The organism is Streptomyces sp. NPDC057616, assembly GCF_042800575.1.
Lineage (GTDB): Bacteria > Actinomycetota > Actinomycetes > Streptomycetales > Streptomycetaceae > Streptomyces.
The window spans coordinates 45277-58584 of sequence record NZ_JBHVGU010000041.1 but is presented as its reverse complement, the minus strand read 5'-3'; the positions used below and the strand labels follow the sequence as shown (position 1 = coordinate 58584).

At 69.7% G+C, this 13308-nt stretch carries 12 protein-coding genes; 10 read left to right on the top strand and 2 right to left on the bottom strand.

Features of this window, described 5'->3' with window-relative positions; translation table 11 throughout:
* Window positions 1-399 precede the first annotated feature (399 nt).
* The gene (locus tag ACFU97_RS37635) at window positions 400-1932 is read left to right on the top strand and encodes an RNA polymerase sigma factor (protein WP_384265479.1); all 1533 of its coding nucleotides are present in this window, start codon (window positions 400-402) and stop codon (window positions 1930-1932) included.
* Window positions 1933-2077: 145 nt separating this feature from the next.
* Window positions 2078-2962, top strand: coding sequence for a serine protease (locus tag ACFU97_RS37630; RefSeq protein ID WP_384265478.1), 885 nt, complete (start codon window positions 2078-2080; stop codon window positions 2960-2962).
* A 115-nt stretch (window positions 2963-3077) separates the two neighbouring features.
* On the opposite strand, the gene ACFU97_RS37625 is transcribed toward ACFU97_RS37630, so the two are convergent.
* Complete coding sequence (locus ACFU97_RS37625) at window positions 3078-3308, bottom strand: hypothetical protein (RefSeq protein ID WP_384265475.1); 231 nt, start codon at window positions 3306-3308, stop codon at window positions 3078-3080.
* A 444-nt stretch (window positions 3309-3752) separates the two neighbouring features.
* Between ACFU97_RS37625 and ACFU97_RS37620 the strand changes: the two genes are divergently transcribed.
* The 6 genes from ACFU97_RS37620 to ACFU97_RS37595 all read left to right on the top strand — a co-directional run bounded on the left by ACFU97_RS37620 (window position 3753) and on the right by ACFU97_RS37595 (window position 10653).
* Window positions 3753-5876, top strand: coding sequence for a type IIA DNA topoisomerase subunit B (locus ACFU97_RS37620; protein WP_384265473.1), 2124 nt, complete (start codon window positions 3753-3755; stop codon window positions 5874-5876).
* Between the two features lie 206 nt (window positions 5877-6082).
* Complete coding sequence (locus ACFU97_RS37615; protein ID WP_384265471.1) at window positions 6083-6607, top strand: DUF1453 domain-containing protein; 525 nt, start codon at window positions 6083-6085, stop codon at window positions 6605-6607.
* Window positions 6604-7755: a sensor histidine kinase gene (locus tag ACFU97_RS37610; RefSeq protein ID WP_384265467.1), complete on the top strand. Its 1152-nt coding sequence runs from the start codon at window positions 6604-6606 to the stop codon at window positions 7753-7755. Before ACFU97_RS37615 ends, ACFU97_RS37610 begins: the two co-directional genes overlap by 4 nt.
* A complete protein-coding gene (locus ACFU97_RS37605; RefSeq protein WP_384265464.1) occupies window positions 7752-8441 on the top strand; it encodes a response regulator in 690 nt (229 codons plus the stop codon). Before ACFU97_RS37610 ends, ACFU97_RS37605 begins: the two co-directional genes overlap by 4 nt.
* Window positions 8442-8509: 68 nt before the next feature.
* The gene (locus ACFU97_RS37600; protein WP_384265461.1) at window positions 8510-9064 is read left to right on the top strand and encodes a DUF485 domain-containing protein; all 555 of its coding nucleotides are present in this window, start codon (window positions 8510-8512) and stop codon (window positions 9062-9064) included.
* Complete coding sequence (locus ACFU97_RS37595) at window positions 9061-10653, top strand: cation acetate symporter (RefSeq protein WP_384265458.1); 1593 nt, start codon at window positions 9061-9063, stop codon at window positions 10651-10653. The genes ACFU97_RS37600 and ACFU97_RS37595 overlap by 4 nt, the downstream gene beginning before the upstream one ends.
* Window positions 10654-10745: 92 nt before the next feature.
* On the opposite strand, the gene ACFU97_RS37590 is transcribed toward ACFU97_RS37595, so the two are convergent.
* Window positions 10746-11438 (bottom strand): response regulator, encoded by a 693-nt coding sequence (locus ACFU97_RS37590; RefSeq protein ID WP_384265455.1) that lies wholly within the window; start codon window positions 11436-11438, stop codon window positions 10746-10748.
* Window positions 11439-11599: 161 nt separating this feature from the next.
* Here ACFU97_RS37590 and ACFU97_RS37585 point away from each other — a divergent pair, with 161 nt between their 5' ends.
* Together ACFU97_RS37585 and ACFU97_RS37580 are read left to right on the top strand one after the other, a co-directional pair.
* On the top strand, window positions 11600-12415 hold the full coding sequence (locus tag ACFU97_RS37585; protein ID WP_384265453.1) for an ABC transporter ATP-binding protein: 816 nt from the start codon (window positions 11600-11602) through the stop codon (window positions 12413-12415).
* Window positions 12405-13268 (top strand): ABC transporter permease, encoded by an 864-nt coding sequence (locus ACFU97_RS37580; RefSeq protein ID WP_384265450.1) that lies wholly within the window; start codon window positions 12405-12407, stop codon window positions 13266-13268. Before ACFU97_RS37585 ends, ACFU97_RS37580 begins: the two co-directional genes overlap by 11 nt.
* Window positions 13269-13308: the final 40 nt, after the last annotated feature.

Below are 13308 nucleotides of genomic sequence, written 5' to 3'. Positions count from 1 at the left end.
GTTTTTCTTCCTTTGGTGGAACGTGGCGCCGGCTGCCCCGCTTCCGTGGAACCGCGGGGGAGTGGGGAGATCCTGCGGGGTCCGACGGCGTGAGGGCAGCGTGACACTCCAGCAAGGCAGCGATCCGGCCCCAGGACGACCTCTTATGCCCGTATCTGTTCGCTTTTGAGCGCTTACGGGCTGTGACTCGGGCCACGTAGATTGGGCGTAACACTCGTGGAAACAGCGCGATGACCTAAGAGGTGACAGCCGAGGAGGGAATACGGACGCCGTTCGCGGCGCTGTGCATCTCCCCGGCCCCCGCCCGCGCCGTCGGCCCAATCCCCCAAGCCGTCGGTCGGCTCCTGTCCGTCATGGACGGGGCCGGAAGCCGTTTTCCAACGTTCCGAGAGGTTGTTCGTGTCGGCCAGCACATCCCGTACGCTCCCGCCGGAGATCGCCGAGTCCGTCTCTGTCATGGCTCTTATTGAGCGGGGAAAGGCTGAGGGGCAGATCGCCGGCGACGATGTGCGTCGGGCCTTCGAAGCTGACCAGATTCCGGCCACTCAGTGGAAGAACGTACTGCGCAGCCTCAACCAGATCCTCGAGGAAGAGGGTGTGACGCTGATGGTCAGTGCCGCGGAGCCCAAGCGCACCCGAAAGAGCGTCGCAGCGAAGAGTCCGGCCAAGCGCACCGCCACCAAGACGGTCGCGGCGAAGACGGCGACGGCCAAGAAGGCCACCGCCACCGCCGCCCCGGAGGCGCCGGCCGCCGCCGACACGCCGGTCGAGGACGACGCCAAGAAGGTCGCTGCGAAGAAGGCGGTCGCCGCCAAGAAGCCGGCAGCCGCGAAGAAGACGGTCGCCAAGAAGACGGCGGCCAAGAAGACCAGCGCGAAGAAGGACGACGCCGAGGGCGTCGAGGAAGAGGCGATCGAGGAGACCCCCAAGGGCGACGAGCCCGAGGGTGCCGAGAGCGCCGGCTTCGTGCTCTCCGACGAGGACGAGGACGACGCGCCGGCCCAGCAGGTCGCCGCCGCGGGCGCCACGGCCGACCCGGTCAAGGACTACCTCAAGCAGATCGGCAAGGTCCCCCTGCTCAACGCCGAGCAGGAGGTCGAGCTCGCCAAGCGCATCGAGGCGGGCCTGTTCGCCGAGGACAAGCTGGCCAACGCCGACAAGCTGGCGCCGAAGCTCAAGCGCGAGCTGGAGATCATCGCCGAGGACGGCCGCCGCGCCAAGAACCACCTCCTGGAGGCCAACCTCCGTCTGGTGGTCTCCCTGGCCAAGCGCTACACCGGCCGCGGCATGCTCTTCCTGGACCTGATCCAGGAGGGCAACCTCGGTCTGATCCGCGCGGTCGAGAAGTTCGACTACACCAAGGGCTACAAGTTCTCCACGTACGCCACCTGGTGGATCCGTCAGGCGATCACCCGCGCCATGGCCGACCAGGCCCGCACCATCCGTATCCCGGTGCACATGGTCGAGGTCATCAACAAGCTCGCGCGCGTGCAGCGCCAGATGCTTCAGGACCTGGGCCGCGAGCCCACCCCGGAGGAGCTGGCCAAGGAACTCGACATGACCCCCGAGAAGGTCATCGAGGTCCAGAAGTACGGCCGCGAGCCCATCTCCCTGCACACCCCGCTGGGCGAGGACGGCGACAGCGAGTTCGGTGACCTCATCGAGGACTCCGAGGCCGTCGTCCCGGCCGACGCCGTGAGCTTCACGCTCCTCCAGGAGCAGCTGCACTCGGTCCTCGACACCCTGTCCGAGCGCGAGGCCGGCGTGGTCTCCATGCGCTTCGGTCTCACCGACGGTCAGCCGAAGACCCTCGACGAGATCGGCAAGGTCTACGGCGTGACGCGCGAGCGCATCCGCCAGATCGAGTCCAAGACCATGTCGAAGCTGCGCCACCCGTCACGCTCGCAGGTGCTGCGCGACTACCTCGACTGAGTCCTGTTCGTACGCCCGGTCGTACGACATCGAAGGCCCGGTCCTCCTCGGAGGACCGGGCCTTTCGTGTGGTCGCGCGGGTGCGGGGTGTGGCGGGCTGGATGACTCTGGGTCTCCCAGGACCAACCCAGAGTGAGGAGTCTGCATGCGTCGACTCTTTGTCCGGGCATTCGCCCGGCCGCTGGCTCTTGTGGCCGCAGCGAGCGCAATACCTTTGCTGTCCGCCGCCCCCGCCGCCCCCGTGGCCGCCGGCGGCGTCGTCATAGGGAGTTTCCCCATCGACGTGTCCGAGAGCCCGTGGACGGTGGCGCTGGCCAGCCGTGACCGGTTCGGGGGTACGCGGGCCGGGCAGTTCTGCGGCGGCGTGGCCATCGGCCGTACGACCGTACTCACGGCCGCCCACTGTATGGGTGAAGACGTCCTGGGGGCGTCGCCGAAGAACGTCGGCGACCTCAAGGTCATCGCGAACCGCACGGACCTGCTCTCGCGCGACGGCCAGGAGATCCCGGTGCGCGCGGTCCGGGTGAATCCGGACTACGACAGCGCCACCAACGCCGGGGACTTCGCCCTGCTGACGCTCGCCGAACCGCTTCCGCAGAGCTCGGTGATCGGGATGGCCGGCCCCGGCGATGCCGCCTACAAGCCGGGCACCGGTGCCATGATCTCCGGATGGGGCGATCTCACGGGCGGTGGCGACTACGCGCGCAGTCTGCGGGCCACGCACGTGCACGTGCTGTCCGACGCCCGCTGCCGGCAGGCCTATCCGGGCAGTGCCGAGGGCGCCTACCTTGCCAAGAGCATGCTGTGCGCCGGTGAGACGGGAGGCGGCCACGACGCCTGCCAGGGGGACAGCGGCGGCCCCCTGGTGGCCCAGGGGAAGCTGATCGGGCTCGTGTCCTGGGGGAGCGGCTGCGGCCGTGCGCGGAATCCCGGCGTCTACACGCGCGTCTCCGAGGTCGTACGGGCGCGGGAGCGCAGTGTCGGCGCTTCGGGGGCCGTCGGGGCCAGTGGGCCCTCAGGGGGCCGCTGAGGGAGCCAGAGCGGCGTTTCAGACACGAGCGCGGGCGGTGCGGTCCCCGGAATTTGGGGCCGCGCCGCCCGTGTGCCGGCCTGTGCCGGATCTGGCTCGTCGTGGATGCGAGGTGTCAGCGCTCTTCGTCAGCAGCGGATGCAGGAACGGTCGTGAGCCGCTCCGTCTCGTCCTGTATCTCAGCGGCGATCTTCTTGAGTTCCGGCTCGAACTTGCGACCGTGGTGGGCGCAGAAGAGCAGCTCTCCGCCGCTGAGCAGGACAACGCGCACGTAGGCCTGCGCGCCGCAGCGGTCGCACCGGTCAGCGGCCGTCAGCGGGCTCGCGGGGGTCAGAACAGTAGTCACGTCGCCTCTTCTCTAGCTCGACGAGCTGTCGTACCAGGGTCAACATCCAACCAGCCCCAAAACGTTCCCGCCCCGGGCTTCTCCTCGAAAAAAATCTTCGAGGACGGCTGTCTGCTGGCGGTTGGCGGCGAATGTGCCGTATTGCGTGTCAGTCGTGTCTTACGGTTTCGCGCGGTCTGCCATGGTCTCGTCCTCCCGGCTGGGTTGCCGGTTGTTCATGAGGACGTGCCCGGAGCCTAAATGGTTCATGCCTGGAAGGGAACGTGATATGTACTTCACCCCATCGAGGGATCGAACACGTATGCGATACTGGTCTACTCTTAACTTCAGCCCGAGGGTGGCGTTACAACGGCTCTACCAGGCCTCGGTACCCTCTTGACGGCTACCGAAGCCGCGCCCTTACCCACGAGGGCCCCACCTGAAATTCAGCGAGGAGCGAACCGCGTGACCGCCGAGACGTCCGTGCCGTCCACAGCGCTGCTGGCAGGAGCAGACCGGGACGGTTCCAACTACACCGCGCGGCACCTGCTCGTCCTCGAGGGGCTCGAGGCCGTGCGGAAGCGCCCGGGCATGTACATCGGGTCCACCGACAGTCGTGGCCTGATGCACTGCCTCTGGGAGATCATCGACAACTCCGTGGACGAGGCCCTCGGGGGCTACTGCGACCACATCGACGTCATCCTCCACGACGACGGCTCGGTGGAGGTACGGGACAACGGCCGCGGCATCCCGGTCGACGTCGAGCCCAAGACCGGCCTGTCCGGCGTCGAGGTCGTCATGACCAAGCTGCACGCCGGCGGCAAGTTCGGCGGCGGCTCGTACGCCGCCTCCGGCGGTCTGCACGGCGTCGGCGCCTCCGTGGTGAACGCCCTGTCGGCCCGCCTGGACATGGAGGTGGACCGGGACGGGCACACCCATGCGGTCAGCTTCCGCCGCGGTGTCCCCGGTGCCTTCGCCGCCGACGGTGCCAACGCCAAGTTCGAGGCGAAGAGCGGCCTGCGCAAGGTCAAGAAGATCCCCAAGACCCGCTCCGGCACGCGCACGCGTTACTGGGCCGACCGCCAGATCTTCCTCAAGGACGCCAAGCTCTCCCTGCAGACGCTGCACCAGCGCGCGCGACAGACGGCGTTCCTGGTGCCGGGCCTGACGATCGTGGTCCGCGACGAGCTCGGCCTGGGCGAGGGCGGCAGCAAGGGCGAGGAGTCCTTCCGCTTCGACGGCGGCATCAGCGAGTTCTGCGAGTACCTGGCGAGCGACAAGCCGGTCTGCGACGTCCTGCGCCTGTCCGGACAGGGCACCTTCAGGGAGACGGTCCCCGTCCTGGACGACCACGGGCAGATGACGCCCACCCAGGTCACCCGGGAGCTCGACGTCGACGTCGCGCTGCGCTGGGGCACGGGGTACGACACGACCCTCAAGTCGTTCGTGAACATCATCGCCACCCCCAAGGGCGGCACCCACGTCGCGGGCTTCGAGACCGCCGTGACCAGCACGATCAACGAGGTCCTGCGGGCCAAGAAGATGCTGCGCGTCGCCGAGGACGACATCGTCAAGGACGACGCCCTGGAGGGCCTGACCGCGGTCGTCACCGTGCGCCTGGCCGAGCCGCAGTTCGAGGGCCAGACCAAGGAGGTCCTCGGTACCTCGGCAGCGCGGCGAATCGTGAACACGGTGATCTCCAAGGAGCTCAAGGCGTTCCTGACCTCCACCAAGCGGGACGCCGCCGCGCAGGCGCGTGTCGTCATGGAGAAGGCGGTCGCCGCCGCCCGTACGCGCATCGCCGCCCGCCAGCACAAGGACGCGCAGCGCCGCAAGACGGCCCTGGAGTCCTCGTCGCTGCCGGCGAAGCTCGCGGACTGCCGCAGTGACGACGTGGACCGCAGCGAGTTGTTCATCGTCGAGGGAGACTCGGCGCTCGGCACGGCCAAGCTCGCCCGGAACTCCGAGTTCCAGGCGCTGCTGCCGATCCGCGGCAAGATCCTCAACGTCCAGAAGTCGTCCGTGACCGACATGCTCAAGAACGCCGAGTGCGGCGCGATCATCCAGGTCATAGGAGCCGGCTCGGGCCGGACGTTCGACATCGACGCCGCCCGCTACGGCAAGATCATCATGATGACCGACGCCGACGTCGACGGCTCGCACATCCGCACCCTGCTGCTGACGCTGTTCCACCGCTACATGCGGCCCATGGTCGAGGCGGGCCGGGTCTTCGCCGCGGTGCCGCCGCTGCACCGCATCGAGATCGTCCAGCCGAAGAAGGGCCAGGACAAGTACGTCTACACGTACTCGGACCGGGAACTGCGCGACAAGCTGCTGGAGTTCCAGAGCAAGGGCGTGCGCTACAAGGACTCCATCCAGCGCTACAAGGGTCTCGGTGAGATGGACGCCGACCAGCTGGCCGAGACGACGATGGACCCGCGCCACCGCACCCTGCGCCGGATCAACCTCTCCGACCTGGACTCGGCCGAGACCGTCTTCGACCTGCTGATGGGCAACGACGTGGCGCCGCGCAAGGAGTTCATCTCCAGCTCGGCCGCGACGCTGGACCGGTCGCGCATCGACGCGTAGCCGCTGCGCTTCGCCGAACGGAGCCGGCCCCGGCCGGTACCAGCGGTGTCGTACGTCGGCTCCACCCGTGGGTGGAGCCGACGGCGGGCACCGGTTCCACCCACGATCCACCCCCGCTCCGATCTGCTGACCTGCGAACTTCCGTAGCGTCGAAGGCGTCGGCAGCACTCGCTGCCGCACATCCCTCTTCGCTCACGGAGGCACTGATGTCCGGGCTCGTCAACGCGCTGGTGATCGCGGCCGTGGTCGTCCTGGTGATCGTCCGGCAGTTCCGCGCCCAGCAGATAGGCGCCGGGCGGCGCTGGTGGCTCGTGCCCCTGATCCTCGCCGTCGTCGCACTGCGCGAGCCCGGCATCCTGGACGCCCATCACCGCACCGCCTCGGCCGTCCTGCTCGGCGCCGAGCTGCTCATCGGCCTCGCCACCGGAGCCGGCTGGGCCTGGACCACCCGGATATGGGCGCAGCCCGACGGCTCGGTGTGGAGCAAGAGCACCAAGGCGAGCGTGACCGTCTGGATCGTCGGCATCGCCCTGCGCGTCGGTCTCTACGCACTCGGTTCCGCCGTGGGCGTGCACCAGGACAGCTCCGCCCTGCTCGCCGCCCTCGCGGCCACCCTCCTGGTCCGCTCGGGAATCCTCGTATGGCGGGCCCAGGCCGTCGCCCCGGCCGCCGGAACCACCGCGGCGTACGGTGACCCCATGGTCCGCCCCGCGCGGAAGGAGCGTGTGTGACGGAGAACGCCTGGACACGCTGGCCCTCACGGGAGGCTCTGGGGCGAGCAGGCACCTCACAGCCCCGGCGCATGATCGCCTGGGTCGTGCGGCTGGCCGCCCTCGGCTTCCTGCTGTGGGCCGCGTTCCACAGCAGCAGGGTCCACGGCTGGGTGCTGGTCGCCGGCGGGGTGGGCGTGGTCGTCGCCGCGTTCCTCGCCTGGGCCTTCTACCGCACCACCCTGCAGCACAAGTTGTGGCCGTCCCTGGTCTGCATGCTCCTGCTGCTGGGGCTGGCCGTCGCGGCCCAGGCCGGAGGATTCCAGGGACCCGCGCTCGTGCTGTGGTGCGGCTGTGCCGTCACCGCTCTCGAGCGGCTTCCGCTGGCGGTCGCCCTGCCGATGGCCTCCGTCGCCCTGTCCTCGTACGCCGCGGTGAACAACGACGTGTGGCTGACCACGGCGGCCACCACAGGAGGCCTCGCCCTCGCCGGGTACGTGCTGCGGCTCGACGCCGAGGCACGCGGCAACGCCCAGAGGCTGCTCGCCCAGGAGCGCGCCGCCCGGGCCGCGGAGGCGGAGTCGGCGGCGCTCGCGGAGCGGGCCCGGATCGCCCGGGAGATCCACGACGTGCTGGCGCACAGCCTCTCCGCCCAGCTCGTGCACCTGGAGGCGGCCCGCCTGCTGATCGAGCGGGGCGCGGATCGCGAGCAGATCCTCGACCGGGTGGTGGCGGCGCGGGGCATGGCACGCGACGGACTCGACGAGACACGGCAGGCGCTGTCCGCGCTGCGCGGCGAGATGACCCCGCTGGAGGAGTTCCTCTCACAGCTCGCCGGTGCGACGGCGGGCGCCGAGGTCACCATTACGGGTGAGCGCAGGCAGCTGCCCGCCGAGGCCTCGCAGGCCGTGCGCAGGGTCGCGCAGGAAGCCCTGACGAACGTCCGCAAGCACGCGCCCGGGGCCAAGGTGCAGGTGCGGCTGGACTACAGCGATCAGCAGGTCACGCTGGACGTACGGGACTCCGGCGGTTCGCCGGGCGAGCTCGCCGGTGCGGGCGCCGGGTACGGTCTGCTCGGCATGCGGGAGCGCGCCGAGCTGCTGGGCGGCTCGCTGGAGGCCGGGCCGGACGAGGAGGGGTTCGTGGTGACGTTGAAGGTGCCCGCATGACGGAAGCGGCCGAGCAGCGGCCTGCGCGGGTGGTGGTCGCGGACGACCAGACGGTCGTGCGTGAGGGGATCGTGATGCTGCTGGGCCTGCTGCCCGGGATCGAGGTGGTCGGCGCGGCGGGGGACGGGGACGAGGCGGTGCAGCTCGTCGCCGAACTCGCCCCGGACGTCGTGCTGATGGACCTGCGGATGCCCCGCTGCGACGGCGTGGAGGCGACCCGGCGCATCCGCGCCGATCACCCCGGCACGCAGGTCGTGGTGCTGACGACGTACGCGGACGACGACTCCCTGTTCCCGGCCCTGCGGGCGGGCGCCCGGGGTTATCTCACCAAGGACGCGGGCGGGGACGAGATCGTACGGGCCGTGCAGAGCGTGCTGTCCGGGGACGCGGGACTGTCGCCGAGCATCCAACGGCGTCTGCTGGAGCGGTTGTCAGCCCCGGAACCGGAGCTCCAGCCCGTGTCCGTGACCGAGCCGCCGGACGGGCTCACCGCGCGCGAGACCGAGGTGCTGCTGCTGATCGCCGAGGGCCTCAGCAATCAGGAGATCGCCCGCAGGCTGCACGTCTCGACCGCGACGATCAAGACCCACATCAACAACCTCTTCGCGAAGACGGGTCTCAAGGACCGGGCGCAGGCGGTGCGTTACGCGTATGCGAAAGGGCTGGCGAGACCGCCGACGGGGTGAGTCACCTGATGGGGTGAAGAGCGCGGGGAGAAGAGTCGGGGATCTTCCCGTTCTGTCCATCCTTGGGCATGCAGTCAAGCAACAGCCGTCCCCGCGCAGGCAGGGGTGGCACCGATGGTGCGGCCGAGTATCGCGAGGGGTCCGGCCCTTCGCCCGCCGAGGCGTCCGGAGACGTGAGGTACGACGACCCCTGGTACGACGCACTCGCCTCCGGATGGGGCGAGTCGGACAGCTCGGGCGGACGGGTCCCTGTGCCGACGGACGTTCCCGCGCGCCGCGCCGGCGAGGACGAGAGTGCAGCCGGCATCTATCTCGAGGTGCAGCGCAGCGCGGCGTTCCAGGAGGTGCGCAGCGCGTATCGCAGGTTCGTGGTGCCGGGCGTCGCCGTGTTCTTCGTCTGGTACGTGGGGTACGTCGTGACAGCCACGAGCGCACCCGGGTTGATGGCCCATCCCGTGGCCGGTTCCGTGAACGTGGCGATGCTCGCGGGGCTCGGGCAGTTCCTCACGACGTTCCTGTTCGCCTGGGCCTACGCCCGGCATGCGCGGCTGCGCAGGGACCGGGCCGCCCTCGAACTGCGGTGGGACACACAGGAGCTGACGCGCCAGGGCGGGGTGTCGTGACGGGCCATCATCAGGCGCTGGCGCTCGGCCTGTTCAGCGCCTTCATCGTCGTCACACTGGCGATCACCACCTGGGTCGGCCGCAACCGGCAGGGTTCCGCGGAGGAGTTCTACGCGGGCGGGCGTCTCTTCTCGCCCATGGAGAATGGTTTTGCCATCGCCGGTGACTACATGTCCGCGGCATCCTTCCTGGGGCTGACGGGACTCATCGCCCTGTTCGGGTACGACGGGCTGCTGTACGCGGTCGGATTCCAGGTCGCCTGGCTGGTCGTGCTCTTCCTCGTCGCCGAACTGGTGCGCAACTGCGGGCGGTTCACCCTGGCCGACGTGGTCGCGGCCCGGATGAGCGAGCGGCCCGTCCGGATCGCGACGGGAACCTCCTCGGTCACCGTCTCCGTTCTCTATCTGGTGGCGCAGATGGTCGGGGCGGGAAGCCTGGTCGCGCTGCTGCTCGGAGGGACGAGCCCGGCGGCGCGGGCCTGGACCGTGATCGGCGTCGGCGCGCTCATGGTCATCTATGTGTCGCTGGGCGGGATGCGGGCCACCACCTGGATCCAGATCGTCAAGGCGGTTCTACTGCTGGCCGGTACGGTCGCCCTGACCGTGCTCGTCCTGCTGCGGTTCCACGGCGACCTCGACCGGCTGCTGCTGACGGCCGCCGAACGCAGCGGCCACGGCGACGCGTTCCTCGCACCGGGACTGAAGTACGGCGGCGACTGGACCGCCCGGTTCGACTTCATCAGCCTCGGCCTCGCCCTGGTGCTGGGCACGGCCGGGCTGCCGCACATCCTGTCCCGCTTCTACACCGTGCCCACCGCCCGGGCGGCACGGCGCTCGGTGCTCTGGTCGATCGGGCTCATCGGGGGCTTCTACCTGATGACGTTCGTCCTCGGCTTCGGCGCGGCGGCGATCGTCGGCCCCGAGGCGATCCGCGGGGCGAACGCGGCGGGCAACACCGCGATCCCGCTCCTCGCACTCGATTTGGGCGGCGGCCCCGACTCCACCGGTGGAACGGTTCTGTTCGCGGTCGTCGCCGCCGTCGCCTTCGCCACGATCCTCGCGGTGGTCGCCGGCATCACGCTCGCCTCCTCGGCGTCCGTGGCCCACGACCTGTACGCGTCCCTGCGGCGCCGCCGTGCGAAGCAGCGCAGCGAGGTGGCCGTCGCCCGCGTCGCCTCGGTGGGCATCGGCGTGGTCGCCATCGCCCTCGGCCTGCTGGCCCGCGACCTCAACGTCGCCTTCCTGGTCGGCCTCGCCTTCGCGGTCGCCGCGTCGGCGAACCTCCCCGCGCTGCTCTACTCGCTGTTCTGGCGCGGCTTCACCACCCGCGGCGCGGTGTGGGCCGTCTACGGCGGGCTGGTTCCCGCACTCGTCCTCGTCGTGCTGTCGCCGGTGGTCTCCGGCAGCCCCGAATCGCTCTTCCCCGGCGTCGACTTCCAGTACTTCCCGCTCCAGAACCCCGGCCTCGTGTCGATCCCGGCGGGCTTCCTCGCGGGCTGGCTCGGCACGGTCACCTCCTCCGAGACCCCGGACGAGGCCAAGCACGCGGAGACCGAGGTGCGGTCGCTGACGGGTGCGGGGGCCGCGTAGGAACGGCTGCGCGGCGCCGTCGTAGGGCACAGCGTGCCGTCGTAGGCGTCGTCGTACGGCGTCCGGTGGGGTGTGCCGGCTGCGGATGCCGGCTACGGCGCCACCCATGCGTAGAGGTGTTCCGGTCGTCCCGTGTCGCCGTACTTGAGGGAGAGGCGGAGGCGGCCGGCCTGTTCGAGGTGGCGGAGGTAGCGCTGGGCCGTGGAGCGGCTCAGGCCCGTCTCCGCGGCCACCTCGTGGGCCGAGAGCGGGTGGTCGGCGTGGTGCAGCACGTCGCAGATCAGGTCGCTCGTGGGCTCCGTGTGGCCGCTGGGCAAGCTCGGTGAGGAGGCGGCAGGCGTCGTGCGCAGCGCGCCGAAGATCCGGTCCACCTGGTCCTGGCCGGCGATGCCGCGGCCGCCGACCCGGTCGACGGTGCGGCGCAGGGCGGCGTAGGAGTCGAGGCGGGTGCGCAGGGCGGCGAAGGTGAACGGCTTGACCAGATAGTGCAGTGCGCCCAGGCGCATAGCGGCCTGCACGGTGCCCACGTCGCTGGCCGCCGTGATCATGATGACGTCCGTGCCGTGGCCCTGTTCCCGCATGCGGTGGACGAGTTCGAGCCCCGTCCGGTCGGGCAGGTAGTGGTCGAGCAGCACCAGGTCGATGCCTCCGCGCTGCACGCTGGCAAGCGCCTGAGCAGCGTTGTGCGCGCGGTCGGCCACCCGGAAGCCGGGAACCTTTCCCACGTACTTGGCGTTGATCTCAGCGACGCGGAAGTCGTCGTCCACGACCAGGACGTCAATCATCGGGCCTCTTTCTGTCAAGGCCTGGCGAACGTTTCGCCCGTGTTTCGGCTCCGCAGTTCTAGCGCGAGCAAAATGAGCACAACAGGCTGTTGCAAGCAAAAGAACGGCATGCGCCCACAAGGCTGCTGCTGTGGTGCGGGCCACATCTACCGTCCACGGCCATGAGCGCAGACACCAGCCCCGCCATCCAGCTACGGGGCGCGAGCAAGATCTTCAAGACCCCGTCGGGGGGTCTGCACACGGCCGTCAGGGAGCTGGACCTCACGGTCGGGCGCGGCGAGTTCGTGGCGGTCGTCGGCCCCACGGGATGCGGCAAGTCGACCACGCTGACCCTCGTCAGCGGGTTGGAAGAGCCCACCGAGGGCGACGTGCTGGTCGCCGGCCAACCGGTCAACGGCGTGGGCGACAAGGTCGGTTTCGTCTTCCAGCAGGACGCCACCTTCCCGTGGCGCACGGTCCTGTCCAACGTCATGGCGGGCCCGCGTTTTCGCGGTGTGCCCAAGGCGGAGGCGAAGCAGAAGGCGCGCGAATGGCTGGCCCGGGTCGGGCTCGCGGCCTTCGAGGACCGCTACCCGCACCAGCTCTCCGGCGGCCAGCGCAAGCGTGTGGCGCTCGCCGCGACCTTCGTCAACGACCCCGAGATCCTGCTCATGGACGAGCCGTTCTCGGCGCTCGACGTGCAGACCCGGGCCCTGATGTCGGACGAGCTGCTGGAGCTGTGGTCGGGCACGGGCGCCTCCGTCGTCTTCGTCACGCACGACCTGGAGGAGTCGATCGCGCTGGCCGACAAGGTCGTCGTGATGACCGCCGGTCCCGCCACCGTCAAGCAGGTCTTCGACATCGACCTGCCGCGGCCGCGCAAGGTCGAGTCCGTGCGCCTCGAGCCGCGCTTCATCGAGATCTACCGCGAGATCTGGGAGTCCCTGGGCGAAGAGGTCCGGATCACCCGTGAGAGGGGTGCCGCGCATGTCGCCTGAGGTTCTCAGCACGCCGGTCGTCGACACGGCCAAGGCGCCGGACCGCACGCAGACGCGCGCTCGTGCCGCCCGTAGACGCAAGATCGTCGTCACGGCCGCCCGCGTCGTGCTCCTGATCGCCGTCCTCGGGCTGTGGGAGGCGCTCGCCCGGGCCAAGGTCATCGACCCGTTCAACTTCTCGATGCCGTCGAAGATCTGGGACCAGATCTGGACCTGGATGACGCACGGGACCGCCATCGGCTCCCTGGGCGAGCAGATCTGGTACACGCTCTACGAGGCGCTGCTCGGCTGGGTGCTCGGTGTGATCGCCGGTGTCGTGTTCGGCATCGTTCTCGGGCGGATCACCTTCCTCGCCGATGTCCTTGGTCCATACATCAAGGTGCTCAACTCGATCCCCAGGATCGTCCTCGCCCCGATCTTCGTGATCTGGTTCGGGCTCGGCCCCGCCTCCAAGGTCGCGTCGGCCGTCGTCCTGGTCTTCTTCCCGGTCTTCTTCAACGCCTTCCAGGGCGCCCGCGAGGTCGACCGCAACCTCGTCGCCAACGCCCGGATCCTCGGCGCGAGCAACCGGCGCGTGACGCTCCAGGTGGTCATCCCCTCCGCCACCTCGTGGATCTTCACCAGCCTCCACGTCAGCTTCGGCTTCGCCCTGATCGGCGCCATCGTCGGCGAGTACATCGGCGCGACCAAGGGTGTCGGCCTGCTCATCGCGCAGTCGCAGGGCACCTTCAACACGGCCGGTGTGTACGCGGCGATGGTCATCCTCGCCGTCGTGGCACTCGCCGCCGAGGGGCTGCTGACCTTCGCCGAGCGCCGCATCTTCCGCTGGAAGCCGGCGGGATCCGACAGCTGAACCGCCCCCGGGGAGCCCGAATCGGCTCCCCGACCCCCCA